This is a genomic window from Actinomycetospora lemnae (genome assembly GCF_028737315.1).
In the GTDB taxonomy this organism is placed as follows: Bacteria; Actinomycetota; Actinomycetes; order Mycobacteriales; family Pseudonocardiaceae; genus Actinomycetospora; species Actinomycetospora lemnae.
Genome location: NZ_JAQZAO010000024.1, coordinates 1 through 15,919, shown reverse-complemented (window position 1 = coordinate 15,919; position 15,919 = coordinate 1). Strand labels below are relative to the sequence as shown.

The window sequence follows — 15,919 nt, the reverse complement described above, 5'->3', positions numbered from 1 at the left end:
GCCGACGTGGGCGAGGAGGTGGGCGTGGTCGAGGCGCGCGATCTTCCGCTGACCGGCGCACAGGCAGGCATCTGGTTCGCCCAGCACCTGGACCCGTCCAACCCGATCTACACCACCGGCGAGCGGATCGACCTGCGCGGGCCGCTCGCGCCCGACGTGCTCGTCGCGGCCATCGGCGACGCGGTCGACGAGGCCGACGCCCTGCACGTGCGGTTCACGACCGTGGACGGCGAGCCCCGCCAGACCCCGCTGGCGCCCGACGAGCGCGCCGCGTGGTCGGTGACGCGGGTGGACCTGCGCGGTGAGGCCGACCCGGAGGCGGCCGCCCGCGACTGGATGGCCGACGCGCTGGCGCAGCCGGTGGACCTCGACCGCGGGCCGCTGTTCGCGCAGGCCGTGCTGCGGCTCGCCGACGACCACCACGTGTGGTTCCACAGCTACCACCACGTCGTCATGGACGCGTACGGGTTCTCGCTGATCGCCCGCCGCGTCGCCGCCCTCTACGCCGCGCGGCTCGCCGTCGACGAGGCGCCGGCGCGGCGGGCCGGGACGCTCGCCGAGCTCGTCGAGGCCGACGCCGAGGCCCGCGCGCGCCGCCGCGAGGACGACCGCGCGTTCTGGGCCGGGCGCTTCCCCGGACCGCCCGAGCCCGCGAGCCTGGGGCGCGGCAGCCGGCGGTCGTCGTCGACGTTCCTGCGTCGCGGCAGCACCCTGCCCGCCGCGGCCGTCGAGGACATGGAGGCCGCCGCGCGCGCCGGCGGCGGGCACTGGCCCGAGCTGGTCCTCGCCGCGGTCGCGCTCTACCTGCACCGGCTCGCCGGCGCGCCCGACGTCGTGCTCGGCGTGCCGATGATGGGCCGCCTGGGGGGCAAGGACGCGTCGAAGGCCGCCGCGCGCACGCCCGGGATGCTGGTCAACATCGTGCCGCTGCGCCTCGCGCCGACGCCGGCGACGACGGTGGGCGAGCTGGTCGGCGCGGTCGCGGCCGAGCTCGCCGCGGTCCGCGACCACCAGCACCACCGCTTCGAGGACCTGCGCCGCGACCTGCGTCTGGACTCGGCGGGGGGCAGCCGGGGCGAGGCCGCGCTCGTCGGGCCCTGGGTCAACGTCAAGCCGTTCGCCGACAGGCTGCGCTTCGGCGCCGAGACCACCGGCACCGCGCGGCCGGTGTCGGGCGGGCCGGTGCACGACCTCGCGGTCAACGTGCAGCGCCAGCCCGACGGCAGCCTGGTCCTCGACCTCGACGCGAACCCGGCGACGTACGACGCCGACACGCTCGAGGGGCACCACCGGCGCCTCGCCGCGCTGCTGGCGACGCTGGCCACGACGCCCGCCGACCGCCCGATCGGCGCGGTGCCGCTGCTCGACGACGACGAGCGCGACGCCGCGCTCGCCGCCGGCACCGGCGCCCCGGCCTCCTCGCTGCCCGCCGGCGACCTCACCGCCGTGCTCGCCGCGGCCGCCACCGCCCACCCCGACCGCGTCGCGGTGACCGGCCCCGGGGGCCCGTCGCTGACCCACGCCGAGCTCGACCGGCGCGCGCGGGCGCTCGCGGCGCGGCTGCGCGACGCGGGCGCGGGACCGGAGGCGCTCGTCGCGATCGCCCTGCCACGTACGCCCGACCTCGTCGTCGCCGTGCTCGCCTGCGTCCACGCCGGGGCGGGCTGGCTGCCGCTCGACACCGACGCGCCCGCGGCGCGGTTGGCGCTGGTCGTCGAGGACGCCGCGCCGACCCTCGCGCTGGTGACGCCGGAGACCGCGGACGCGCTCCCGGGCGTGGCGACGCTCGACGTCACGGCGGCAGCGGGGGAGCCGGGGGAGCCCGGCGACCTCCCGCCGGTCGACGACGCGCACGTCGCGCACGTCATCCACACCTCCGGGTCCACCGGGCGCCCCAAGGGCGTCGTGGTGCCGCGGGCCGCGCTGCGCACCTTCCTGCTCGACATGCACGGGCGCACCGGCCTGGAGCCCGGCGGGGAGCTCGTCGCGGTGACGACGATCGGCTTCGACATCGCCGCGCTCGAGCTGCTCGTGCCGGTGCTCGCGGGGGCGTGCGTCGTCGTCGCGCCGCGGCGCACGGTGCAGGACCCCGCGGCGCTCGCCGACCTGCTGCGCGAGCACCCCGGCGCGGTCGTGCAGGCCACGCCGACGCTGTGGCGCGCGCTGGCCGACGTCGCCCCCGAGGTGCTCGCCGGGCGCACGGCGCTCGTGGGTGGCGAGGCCCTGCCGGCCTCGCTCGCCGCCGACCTCGACGCCGCCGGCGCCGACGTCACCAACCTCTACGGCCCGACCGAGACGACGGTGTGGTCGACGTCCACCCATGTGAGCGCACTTCCCAGCCATAGCTCGAAAGATCGCTCACGAGGGGCGCCGCCCATCGGCCGCGCCATCACCGGGACGCGCACGCGGGTGCTCGACCGCGCGCTGCAGGACGTGCCCGACGACGTCGTCGGCGAGCTCCACATCGCGGGCGCGGGCCTGGCGCGCGGCTACCTCGGGCGCCCGTCGCTGACCGCGTCCCGCTTCGTCGCCGACCCCACCGGCGATCCCGGCGCGCGGATGTACCGCACCGGCGACCTCGTGCGCCGCGACACCGACGGTGTCCTGCACTACGTGGGGCGCGGCGACGACCAGGTCAAGGTGCGCGGGCACCGCGTCGAGCCCGGCGAGATCGAGGCCGCGCTCGACGCCCTCGACGGCATCGCGCGCTCGGTGGTGTCGCTGCGCGAGGACCGGCTCGTCGCGCACGTGATCGCCGACGGCGGCCGGGCGCCGAGCACCGCGGAGGTCCGCGAGCGCCTCGCCGGGACGCTGCCCGAGCACATGCTGCCGGCGGCGGTCGCGGTGGTCGACGCGTTCCCGCTGACCGCCAACGGCAAGGTCGACAAGGCCCGCCTGCCCGCGCCGGCACTCGACGCGACGACGCCGCGCCGCGAGCCCGCCGGGCCGGTCGAGGCGGCCCTGTGCGCGATCGTCGCCGAGGTGCTCGGGGTCGCGTCGGTCGACCCCGACGACGACTTCTTCGCCCTCGGCGGTCACTCGCTGCTCGCGACGCGCGTCGTCGCCCGCGCCGGCGACCGGCTGGGCGGCACCCTGACCGTCCGCGACGTCTTCGACGCCCCCACACCCGCCGGTCTCGCGGCGCGCCTCGACCCGGGCGGTGCCGGCGACGACCCCGACGCTGCCGCGCCCCTCGTCCCGCGCACCGACCGCGACACCGAGCCCCCGCTCTCGCCCGCCCAGCAGCGGCTGTGGTTCCTGCACCGCCTGCACGGGCCGTCGCCGACCTACAACATCCCCGCCGTGCTGCGCCTGCGCGGCGCGCTGGACGCGGACGCGCTGCGCGCCGCGGTCGGCGACCTCGTCGACCGGCACGAGGCCCTGCGCACCGTGCCGCGCGAGGACGAGGACGGCGTCGCGCGCCAGCACGTCGTGGCGGACTCGGAGGTGCCCTGGACGCGCGTCGAGCGGCCCGACGACCTCGAGGCCGCGATCGACGAGGCCGCCCGCACCGTGATCGACGTCGGCACCACGATCCCGGTCACCGCCACGCTCATCGGTGACGGCGAGGACCACGTCCTCGTGCTCGTCGTGCACCACCTCGCCGCCGACGAGTGGTCGCTCGCCACCCTCGCCGACGACCTCGCCGTCGCCTACGCCGCCCGCCGCGCGGGGCACGCGCCGGACCGCGCGCCGCTCCCGGTGCAGTACGCCGACCACACGGTCTGGGACGCCGCGCGCCTCGGCGACCCCGCCGACGCGGGCTCGCGGGCCGGGGCCCAGCTGGCGTGGTGGCGCGAGCACCTCGCCGGGCTGCCCGAAGAGATCGCGCTGCCCACCGACCGGCCGCGGCCCGCCGAGCCCTCGGGCGCGGGCGGCGTCCTGCGGTTCACCGTCGACGGCGAGCTGCACCGGGGCGTGCGCGCGCTCGCCCGCGACACGGGCACGACGACGTTCATGGTGCTCCACGCGGCGTTCGCGGCCCTGCTCACGGGCCTGGGTGCGGGCACCGACATCGCCGTCGGCAGCCCCGTCACCGGCCGCACCGACCCCGCGCTCGACCCGCTGGTCGGACTGTTCGTCAACAACGTGGTGCTGCGCGTCGACACCGGCGGCCACCCCACCGGCCGCGAGCTGCTCGCCCGTGTGCGCGACGCCGACCTCGACGCCGTGGCGCACGCCGACGTCCCGTTCGAGCGCGTGGTGCAGGCGCTCGACCCGGGCCGCGCGCTCGCCCGCCACCCGCTGTTCCAGGTGATGCTGTCCTACCGCGAGGTGCGCGCGGAGGGCCCGTCGATGCCCGGGCTGGACGCGTCGCTCGAGCTGCGCGAGACCGGCACCGCCAAGTTCGACCTCACCGTCGACCTCACCGAGACCCGCGGCACCGACGGCCTCGAGGGGTTCGTCGAGCACGCGCTCGACCTCTACGACGAGGCGACCGTGCAGGCGCTGCTCGACCGGTGGCAGCGTCTGCTCGCCGCGCTGGTCGCCGAGCCCGACCGGGTCGTCGACACCCTGCTGCTGGTCGACCCCGCCGAGCGCGAGCGCCTCGTCGCCGCCGGCGTCGGACCGCGGGCGGTGACCGACGGGCGTTCGCTGCCGGAGCGCGTCGCCGCCGTCGCCGACGGCGCGCCGGACGCCGTGGCCGTGCGCTGCGGGGACGAGACGCTGACCTACCGCGCGCTGGTCGACCGGGCCGGGGCGCTCGCCGGGGCCCTGCGCGACGCCGGCGCCGGGCCGGGCGCGCTGGTGGGGGTGGCGCTTCCGCGTGGCCCGCAGCTGGTGGTGGCGCTGCTCGCGGTGCTGGGGTCCGGGGCGGCGTACCTGCCGCTCGACCCCGAGCACCCCGCGGCGCGCACGCAGCAGGTGCTCGACGACGCGGCGCCGGTCGCGGTCGTCGCCGAGGCGGGGTTCGACGCGGGGTCGGTGCCCGTGGTGGGGCCCGACGCCCGCGGGGACCACACGATGGCCGGCCCGACCGGCGACGAGACCGTCTACACGATCTACACCTCGGGCTCGACGGGGCGGCCGAAGGGCGTGGTCGTCCCCGCGGGCGCGCTCGACGCGTTCCTCGGCGCGATGGGCGAGCGCCTGCCGCTGGGCCCCGGCGACCGGTGGGTGGCGGTGACGACGGTGTCGTTCGACATCGCCGCGCTGGAGGTGTGGCTGCCGCTGGTGCGCGGCGCCGAGGTGGTGCTCGCCCGGCGCGAGGAGCTCCTCGACCCGCCGGCGCTGGCCCGGCTCGTCGCGGACGCGTCGGTGGTGCAGGCGACGCCGACGCTGTGGCAGGCGCTGCTGTCCGACGAGGGCGTCGACCCGGCCGCGACGCTGGCGGGCGTGCGCGTGCTCGTCGGCGGGGAGGCGCTGCCCCCGGCCCTGGGCGCGCGCCTCGCGGCCGCCGCCGCCGAGGTCACCAACGTCTACGGCCCCACCGAGACAACGATCTGGTCCACGGCCTCCCACGTGAGCAGTTACCGCGCCTATAGGCGTGCCAACTACTCACATGGGATCGGGACCCCGCTCGCCGGGGAGCGGGCGTACGTGCTGGGTGCGGGCCTGCAGCCGGTGCCCGACGGCGTGGTCGGCGAGCTCTACCTCGGCGGCGTCGGGGTCACGCGCGGCTACCACGCGCGCCCGGACCTCACCGCCGAGCGCTTCGTCGCCGACCCGTTCGGCGCGCCGGGGGAGCGGATGTACCGGACCGGCGACCTCGCGCGCCGCGACGCCAGCCACGATCCGGAGAAGCGGGGCGAGCTGCAGTACCTCGGCCGCGTCGACGACCAGGTCAAGGTCCGCGGCTTCCGCATCGAGCTGGGCGACGTCACCGCGGCGCTCGAGGCCGCCGACGGGGTGAGCGCGGCCGCCGCGGTCGTGCGCGCCGGCACCGGGGAGGCGCCGGCCCGGCTGCTGGGCTACGTGGTCGGCGACGCGGACCCCGAGGCCGTGCGCGCGGCCGTCGCCGCCCGGCTGCCGGAGCACATGGTGCCGGTCGCGGTTACCGTCCTCGACGCGTTCCCGACCACCCCGAACGGCAAGATCGACACCCGCGCGCTGCCCGAGCCCGACGTCGAGGGCGCCCCGGCCGGCGGGGGTCGCGCGCCGGAGACCGACGGTGAGCGCGCCCTGTGCGCGGTGTTCGCCGAGGTCCTCGACGTGCCCGAGGTCGCCGCCGTCAGCGCCGACAGCGACTTCTTCGCCCTCGGCGGCGACAGCATCGCCTCGATCCGGGTGGTCGGCCGGGCCCGGGCGCACGGCTGGGCGATCGCCGCGCGCGACGTCTTCACCCGGCGCACCCCGGCGGCGCTCGCCGCGGTCGCCGCGCCGGCGGAGGAGACCCCGAGCAACGGCCACGGCGCGCCGCACACCCCGATGGTCACCCTCGACGAGGACGAGCTGGACGACCTCACCGACGGCTGGGACGCGGAGTGGAGCGTCCCGTGACCTCCACGCGCGACGACCGCGCTGCGTCGGTCGCCGACGTCCTGCCCCTGTCGCCGCTGCAGGAGGGCCTGCTCTTCCTGGCGCGTTGGGCGTCGGGGGACGACGGGGACGGCGGCGTCGACCCGTACACGATCCAGCTGCGCCTCGACGGCCACGGGCCGCGCCCCGAGCGGCTGCGCGCCGCCCTCGACGCCGTGCTCGCCCGGCACGACGTGCTGCGCGCCGCCGTCCGCGACCGCAAGCGCGGCGGGCCCGTCGCGGTCGTCCCGACGGGAGCATCCGCGAGCTGGCGCGAGGCCGACGCCACCGACGACGAGCTCGAGCAGGCCTGCGAGGCCGAGCGCCGGCGCCCCTTCGACCTCGGCCGCCCGCCGCTGGTCCGCGCGCTGCTGCTGCGCCGCCCCGACGGCCGGTGGCGTCTGGCGATCACGCTGCACCACCTCGTCGTCGACGGCTGGTCCCTCGGCCCGCTGCTCACCGAGCTGCTCGACCACGCCGAGGGCCGCGAGCCGGCCGTCGAACCCGTGCCCTACCGCCGCCACCTCGAATGGCTCGGCGAGCAGGACACCGGGGCGATGGCCCAGCGCTTCGCCGACGACCTCGCGGGCCTCGACGAGCCCACCCGCCTCGCGCCCGCCCCGACCGCGTCCGAGCACGCGCCCGCCGTCCTGCCTGCCGTCGTCGAGACCGCCCTGGACGGCGCGCTGGGCGACGGGCTCGCCGAGCTCGCGCGGGCCCGCGGCGTCACCACCGCGACCGTGCTGTCCGTGGTCTGGGGCCTGGTGCTCGCGCGCCTGACCGGCCGCGACGACGTCGTCTTCGGCACCACGGTCTCGGGCCGCCCGCCCGAGGTGCCCGGCGTGGAGTCGATCCTCGGGCTGTTCGTCAACACCGTGCCCGTGCGCGTGCGGCTGCGTCGCGGCGAGACCGTCGGCGCGCTACTCGACCGCGTCCAGGACGAGCAGTCCGCCCGCTGGCCCGACCACCAGGCGAGCCTCGCCGACGTCCAGCGCCGCGCCGGGATCGGCGAGCTCTTCGACACCCTGCTCGTCGTCGAGAACGTCGGCCTCGACCCCTCGGCGCTGGCCCGGCTCGCGCCGGACCTCGGCGTCGACGAGGTGACCATCCGCGACGCCACCCACTACCCGGTCAGCGTCGTCGCCCTGCCCGCGCACGGTGAGGAGCCCGCCCGGCTGCGTCTCGTGCACCGGCCCGAGCGGGTCGGGGCCGACGACGCCCGCGCGCTGCTCGCGCAGATCGAGCGGGTCCTGCAGGCCGTGGTCACCGACCCCGACCGCCTCGCCGACGACGTCGACGTGCTCGACGACGAGGAGCGCCGCCACCTCGTCGTCGACCTCAACGACACCCGCGTCGACGTCGCCCCGCGCACCTGGCCGGCGATGTTCGACGCCGCCCTGGACACCGCCGGCCCCGACGCGACCGCGCTCGTCCACGGCGACGAGCAGGTCACCTGGGGCGAGCTGGCCGAGCGCTCCGGACGCCTGGCGCGCGCCCTCGTCGCGGCCGGCGCCGGCCCCGAGCGGGTGGTCGCCGTGTCGCTGCCGCGGTCGGTGGACCTGTTCGTCGCCCTGGTCGCGGTGCTGCGCTCCGGCGCGGCGTTCCTCGCGCTCGACCCCGACTACCCGCCCGACCGCCTCGCGTTCATGCTCGACGACGCCGGCCCGGTCGCCCTGGTCGGCGGCGCGGACCTGCCCACCGGCGCCCCGCGGATCGCGGTCGACGCCGACGCGCCCGCGGCGGTGCTCCCGGTGCCCGACCCGGAGAACGCCGCCTACCTCGTCTACACCTCGGGCTCGACGGGGCGGCCCAAGGGCGTCGTCGTGCCGCACACGGGCGTCGCCGACCTCGTCGCCACCGCGCGCCGCACGCTCGGCGTCGCGCCGTCGTCGCGGGTGTCGCACTTCGCGTCGGTGAGCTTCGACCTCGCGGTGTTCGAGATGTCGATGGCGCTGTGCGTGGGCGGGACGCTGGTCGTGGTGCCGTCCGAGCTCCGCGCCCCCGACGCCGAGCTCGTCGCCTACCTGACCCGCCACAGCGTCACCCACGCCGCGCTGCCGCCGTCGGTGTCGGGCGCGCTGCCCGCCGACGTCACGCTGCCCGAGGACATGACGCTGCTCGTCGGCACCGAGGCCGTGCCGCCCGAGCTCGTCGCGCGCTGGGCGCCGGGGCGCACCCTGGTCAACGCGTACGGTCCCACCGAGGTCACCGTCAACGCGACGTTCGGCGACCTGTCCGGGCAGGCCGGCGCCGAGGCCGTCGCCCGGCACAGCGCCGCGCCGATCGGGGTGCCCGACGCCAACGGCCGCGCCTACGTCCTCGACCACCGCCTGCGGCCGGTCGCGCCGGGCGTGGTGGGCGAGCTCTACCTCGCCGGCGCGGGGCTCGCGCGCGGCTACCGTGGGCGGCCCGACCTCACCGCCGACCGGTTCGTCGCCGACCCCTTCGGCGCCCTGTTCGACGAGCCCGGCGCGCGCATGTACCGCACCGGCGACCTCGTGCGCCGCCGCCCGGCCACCACCCGCGACGGCGCCCCCGACCCGTGGCCCGAGCAGCTCGAGTACCTCGGGCGCGCCGACGACCAGGTGTCGCTGCGCGGGTTCCGGGTCGAGCTGGGCGAGGTCAGCGCGGTGCTGGCCGCCGACCCCGCGGTGGCGCAGGCCGTCGCCGTGGTCCGCCGCGACGGGCCGTCGGCGCGGCTGGTCGCGTACGTGACGCCCGAGGGCTCGGCCGTCCCCGACCCTGCCGACCTGCGACGACGGGCCTCGCAGGCCCTGCCCGAGCACATGGTGCCCGGCGACGTCGTCGTGCTCGACGCCTTCCCGCTGACCGCCAACAACAAGATCGACCGTGCGCAGCTGCCGGCGCCCGAGCGAGCCGTCGACACCGGTGGCCGCACGCCGGCGACCGCGGCCGAGCAGGCGCTGACGGACGTCGTCGCGGCGGTGCTCGGCCTCGACGAGGTCGGTGTCGAGGACGACTTCTTCGCCCTCGGCGGCGACAGCATCGTCTCCGTCCAGCTCGTGTCCCGCGCCCGACGCGCGGGGTGGACGATCACCCCGCGCCAGATCTTCGAGGCGCGCACGCCGGCGGGGCTGGCGGCCGTGGCCGTACCCGTCGACCGCGCCCGCCCGGCCGCGTCCGCCGACGGCACGGGGACGGTGCCGCTCACGCCGATCCAGCGCTGGCTCGTCTCCCGGTCCGCCGATCCGGGTCGAGCTCCGCTGCGCTCCGTCTCCCGGGCCCCGATCCGGACCTACCACCAGCGCGTCGTGCTCACCGTGCCACCGGGCGCGGACCCGGTGCCCGCGCTGCAGGCGGTACTCGACGCCCACGACCTGCTCCGCGCGCGCCTCACCGACGACGCGCTCGAGGTGCCCGCCGCGGGGTCGGTGCGCGCCGAGGACGTCGTCGCGCGTGTCGAAGGCGATCTCGACAGCGATCTCGACAGCGATCTCGACAGCGTCGCCCGCACCACCGCCGACCGCCTCGATCCGCGCGCGGGCCGGATGGTCGCCGCGTCCTGGCTGCGCGACCGGCTCGTGCTCGCCGTGCACCACCTCGTCGTCGACGGGGTGTCGTGGCCGATCCTCGTCGGCGACCTCGCCGCCGCCGCGGCGGGACAGGCGCTCGAACCGGTGCCGACGCCGTTCCGCGCGTGGGCGCAGGCGCTGGTCGCGACCGCCGAGGGCCGCCGCGACGAGGTGCCGGCCTGGCGGGAGGTCCTGGCAGGCGGGAGTGCGCCGCTCGCCCGCCGCCCGCTCGACCCCGGGCGCGACACCGTCGCCACCACCCGGCACCACCACGTCGAGCTCGAGCCCGCGGTCACCGAGGTGCTGCTCGGCGCGCTGCCGGCGGCGGTGCACGGCGGGGTGGACGACGTGCTGGTCACGGCCCTGGCGCTGGCGGTGGCGCGGCGGGTCGGGGGGTCCTCGCTGGTCATCGACCGTGAGCGCCACGGCCGCGAGCCCGCGGCCGTGCCGGGCGAGCCGGACCTCACGCGCACCGTCGGTTGGTTCACCGCGACGCACCCCGTGCGGGTGCCGCTGCCCGCGTCCGACGATCTCGACCGGGCGCTCAAGGCCGTCAAGGACGCCCTGCGCGCCACCCCGGGTGACGGGCTGGGGTTCGGGCTGCTCCGCGACGTCGCCGGCGTGTCCTTCGACGTTGATGAACCCGAGCTGCTCGTCAACTACCTGGGCCGCAGCGCCGCCGGCGCCGGTGACGCCTGGGCGCCCGCTCCCGAGGCGCCGGCGATGAGCGGCGGCGGGGACGACGCGATGCCCGCGGCGCACGCGCTCGAGGTCAACGCCCGCACCGAGGACCGCGAGGACGGCCCGCACCTGGTGGCGCGGTGGTCATTCCCTGACGGCGTGCTGACCGACGAGGACGTCGTCGCGCTCGCCGACGCCTTCGCCGACGCCTGCCGCGAGCTCGCCGCCGCCCGCGAGGCGATCGGCGGGCGTACGCCGTCGGACTTCCCGACCGTCGCGCTGACCCAGGACGACGTCGACGCGCTGGTCGCGCGCGTCCCGGACGGGCTCGTGGACGTCGTGGCCCCGGCGCCGCTGGCCGAGGGGATGCTGTTCACGTCGCGGTTCGAGGGCGCAGCCCAGCCGAGTCTCGACGGCGACGACGTCTACGCCGTGCGTCTCGAGGTGGACCTCGACGGCGAGGTCACCGACGCCGACGTCGCGGCCCTGCACCGCGCCTTCGCCGCCCTGACCGTGCGCCACGACGCCCTGCGCGAGACCTTCCCGACCGTCTCCTCCGGCCGCCCGGTGACGCTGATCGGGGCGCCGGGTGCCGACGGCCTCGTGCGCCTCGAGGTGCGCGGGACGACGCTGCACCTGGTCAGCCACCACGCGGTGCTCGACGGCTGGTCGATCCCGGTGGTCGTCCGCGAGCTGTTCGCGTTGTGGAGCGCGGCGCGGGGGACGGACGGGGACGCGGCGGCGGTGCTGGAGCGCGCCGGGCTGCCCCCGGCGCTCCCGCACCGCGACCACCTCCACCGCCTCGCCGCCGCCGACCACGCGGCCGCCCTGACCGCCTGGCGCGACGCCCTCGGCGACCTCGACGGCCCCACCCGGATCGCCGGCGAGGCCCGCGACCCGGGCGCGCCCGCCGCCACCTCGCGCGTCGTCGGTCTCGGTGAGGCGCTCACCGCGTTCACCCGCGAGCGGGGCGTGACGCTGTCGTCGGTGCTGCAGGTGGCGTGGGCGCAGGTGCTGCGCGTGGCCACCGGGCGCGACGACGTCGTCCTCGGCCAGACCGTGTCGGGGCGCCCGCCGGACGTCGACGGCATCGACACCGCCGTCGGGCTCTACATCGCGACCGTCCCGGTGCGGGTGCGCGCCCGGCCCGGCGACACGCTCGCCGGGCTCGTCGCGCGCACGCAGGCCGAGCAGGCGGCCCTCCTCGACCACCAGGACGTCGGTCTGCCCGCGATCCAGCGCGCGGTGGGGCTCGGCGAGCTCTTCGACACCCTGCTCGTCGTCGAGAACTACCCCCTCGACCAGAGCGCCGTCGCCGACGCCCTGCCCGACGGGCTCGCGGTCGCCGCGGTGCGCAGCCACGACGCGCCGCACTACCCGGCGAGCCTCGTCGTGACGCCCGGCCCCGACGGCCTCGTGCTCCAGCTCGACCACCGCACCGGCGCCGTGTCCGCCGCCGACGCCGAGACCCTCCTCGACCGCGTCGAGCGGGTGCTGACCGCGCTGGTCGAGGCCCCGGACACCCCGCTCGCGCGCCTGGACCTGCTGGGCGACGACGAGCGCGCCGCCGCCCTGGCCGCCGCGCAGGGGCCGGCCGCGGTGCGCGACGGGCGGTCGCTGCCGGTGCGTCTCGCCAGGGTGGCGGCGGAGGCGCCGGACGCCGTCGCGGTGCGCTGCGGCGACGCGGTGCTGACGCGCGGGGAGCTGCAGGAGCGCTCGGCCGCGCTGGCCGGGGCGCTGCGGGACGCCGGGGCCGGGCCGGGCGCGCTGGTCGGCGTGGCGTGCGAGCGCTCGCCCGACCTCGTCGTCGCCCTGCTCGCCGTGCTGCGGACCGGGGCGGCGTACGTCCCGCTCGACCCGGGCTACCCCGCGGCGCGGATCGCGCAGGTGCTCGACGACGCGGCACCGGTCGCGGTCGTCGGGGACGCGGAGGCGCTGCCGGAGGGGACGACGGTGGTCGACCCGCAGGCGCGCGGTGCCGACGGCCCCCTCGACGGGCCGGTCGGCGACGAGACGGTCTACGTCATCCACACCTCGGGCTCCACCGGGCGACCGAAGGGCGTCGTGGTCCCGGCGGGCGCCTTGGACGCGTTCCTCGGCGCGATGGGCGAGCGGCTGCACCTGGGCCCCGACGACCGGTGGGTGGCCGTGACGACGGTGTCGTTCGACATCGCCGCGCTCGAGATCTGGCTGCCGCTGCTCGCGGGCGCCGAGCTGGTGCTCGCGCGGCGCGAGGACCTGCTCGACCCGCCGCGGCTGGCGTCGCTGATCGCGGGGGGAGCGGGCGGCACCGTCGTCCAGTCGACCCCGACGCTGTGGCAGGCGCTGCTCGCCGACGACCGCGTCGACCCGGCCGCGACCCTCGCCGGGGTGCGCGTGCTCGTCGGCGGCGAGGCGCTCCCGCCCGCCCTGGGCGACCAGCTCGCCGCCGCCGCCGCCGAGGTCACCAACGTCTACGGCCCCACCGAGACCACGATCTGGTCCACGGCCTCCCACGTGAGTAGTTGGCGCGCCTATAGGCGCGCCAACTACTCACATGGGGTCGGGGTGCCGCTCGCGGGGGAGCAGGCGTACGTGCTGGACGCGGCGCTGCGCCTGCTGCCTCCGGGGGTCGCCGGCGAGCTGTGGATCGCCGGCGCGGGGGTGGCGCGCGGCTACCACGCGCGCCCCGCCCTGACCGCCGAGCGCTTCGTCGCCGACCCCCACGGCCCGCCCGGCGAGCGGATGTACCGGACCGGCGACCTCGCGCGCCGGGACACCGACGGCACGCTGCACCCGCTGGGTCGCGTCGACGACCAGGTCAAGGTCCGCGGCTTCCGCATCGAGCTCGGCGAGGTCACCGCCGCGATGCAGGCCGCCGACGGCGTGGCCACCGCGGCCGCGGTCGCCCGGCCCGGCGAGGACGGGGCCCCGGCGCGCCTGCTCGGCTACGTCGTCCCGGCCGGCGGGGCGGTGCTCGAGTCCGCCGCGGTCCGCGACGCCGTCGCCGCGCGCCTGCCGGAGTACATGGTGCCGTCGGTGGTCACGGTGCTCGACGCGATGCCCACGACGCCGAACGGCAAGGTCGACACGCGCGCCCTGCCCGCCCCCGACGTCGAGACCTCCGCCGGCCGCGCGCCGTCGGGGCCCGTGGAGGAGGCGCTCGCCGCGGTCGTCGGCGGCGTGCTCGAGGTCGGCACCGTGAGCGCCGACAGCGACTTCTTCGCCCTCGGCGGCGACAGCATCCTCGCCGTCGCCGTGGTCGGGCAGGCCCGCGCGGCCGGCATCGCCGTCACGCCGCGGCAGGTGTTCGAGCAGCGCACGGTCGCCGGGCTCGCGGCCGTCGCGGGCACGACGGACGACACCCCGCCGCCGCGGCCCGGCGTCGTCGTGCTCGACGACGCCGACCGCGCCGCCGTCGCCGCCCGCGTCCCCGGCGGCGCCGGGAACGTCGTCGACGTCGTGCCCCCGAGCCCGCTGGCCGAGGGGCTGCTCTTCATCGCCCGCCTCGGCGCGGACGCCGACGGCGACGTCTACACCATCCAGCTGCTCGTCGACCTCGACGGACCCGTCGACCCCGACGCCCTGCGCGCGGCCGTGCAGACCGTCGTCGACCGCCACGACGCCCTGCGCACCGTCTACCCCGACGGCCCCGACGGGCGCCCGGTCGGCGTCGTCCTCGGCCACGTCGACCTGCCCTGGCGGACCACGACCGACGGCGCGCAGCAGGTCGCCGACGCCGAGCGCGCCCGGACCTTCGACGTCGCCGACGGCCCGCTGCTGCGCGCGGTGCTCGTGCGCCGGGACGAGACGCGGCACCGCCTCGTCCTCACCTTCCACCACGTCGCGATCGACGGCTGGTCCATGCCGATCGTGCTGCGCGAGACCCTCACCGCCTGGGAGGGCCGCCCGCTCCCGGAGCCGCCGCGCTACCGCGACCACCTCGCCGCCCTCGCCGCGCGCGACGCCGACGCGGACCTCGCCGTGTGGCGCGACGCCCTGGCCGGCGTCACCGCCCCGACCCGCGCGGTGGAGACCCCCGACGCCGACCGCACCGTCCTGCCCCACCGCACCCCGGTGCCCCTCGACCCGGACGTCGCGGCGCGGATCGCGGCGACCGCGCGGCGCCTCGGCGTCACCGTCGCGACCGTCCTGCAGGCCGCCTGGGGCGTGCTGGTCGGGCGCGCCGCGGGCGGGCCGGACGCCGTGTTCGGGCAGACGGTGTCCGGCCGGGGAACGGGCGAGGCGACCGACGCCGTCGGCCTCTTCATCAACACCGTCCCGGTGCGCGTCGTCGAGCGCCCCGCCGAGACCCTCGCCGACCTGCTCGTGCGGGTCGGGGCCGAGCAGGCCGCGCTTCTCGACGTCGGGCACGTCGGGCTCGCCGCCATCCAGCGCGCCATCGGCGTCGACGACCTGTTCGACACCCTGCTCGTCGTCGAGAACTACCCGGTCGACCGCGACGCGGTGCGCGAGCGCGGCCCGGCCGGGGTCAGCGTCGCCGACGTCGCCGGGCGCGACGCGACCCACTACCCGCTCGTGCTCGTCGCCGCCCTCGGGGAGGGAGGCGCTGTTGACGGTCCGGCTCCGCTGCGCTCCGCGTCCTGGGAGCTGCACCTCGCCCACCGCCCCGACGCCGTCGACGACGACGCCGCCGCGACCTGGACGGCGCGCCTGGCCCGCCTGCTCACCGTGATCGCCGACGCGCCGGACACCCCGCTCGCGCGCCTCGACCTGCTCGCCGACGACGAGCGCCGGCGCGTGCTGGTCGACTGGAACGCCACCGGCGTCGACGCCGGCGACGGCACCTGGCCCGCGCTCTTCGCCGAGCGGGTCGCCGCGCACCCCGACGCGCCGGCGGTGGCCGCCGAGGCCCCGGACGGCACCCCCGAGACACGCACCTACGGCGAGCTCGCCGCCGAGGCCGGGCGGATCGCGGCGGCCCTGCACGCGCGCGGCATCGGGCCGGGCGAGGTCGTCGGGGTCGCGCTGCCGCGCTCGACGGTGCTCGTCGCCGGGCTCGTCGGCGTCCTCACCGCGGGCGCGGCGTACCTCCCGCTCGACCCGGACTACCCGGCCGCGCGGCTGGAGCTCATGCTCACCGACTCCCGCGCCCGCGTCGTCCTCACCACGGCGGCCACCGCGGCCGACCTGTCCGCGGTCGACGGCGTGGAGCTCGTCGACGTCGACGCCCTGCCGGACGCGCCCCCGCCCGCCCTCCCGGCCCGCGTCCCCCACGACGCGGCCGACCTGATCTACACCACGGG

General features: G+C 78.0%; 2 protein-coding genes. Both read left to right on the top strand.

Annotation, left to right across the window (positions count from 1 at the left end):
• The first annotated feature begins 24 nt into the window (after nt 1-24).
• Complete coding sequence (locus tag PGB27_RS29055; protein ID WP_274203943.1) at nt 25-6,441, top strand: non-ribosomal peptide synthetase; 6,417 nt, start codon at nt 25-27, stop codon at nt 6,439-6,441.
• Nucleotides 6,438-15,919: non-ribosomal peptide synthetase (locus tag PGB27_RS29050; protein WP_274203942.1), on the top strand; the 9,482-nt coding region annotated here is incomplete at its 3' end. The genes PGB27_RS29055 and PGB27_RS29050, both read left to right, overlap by 4 nt.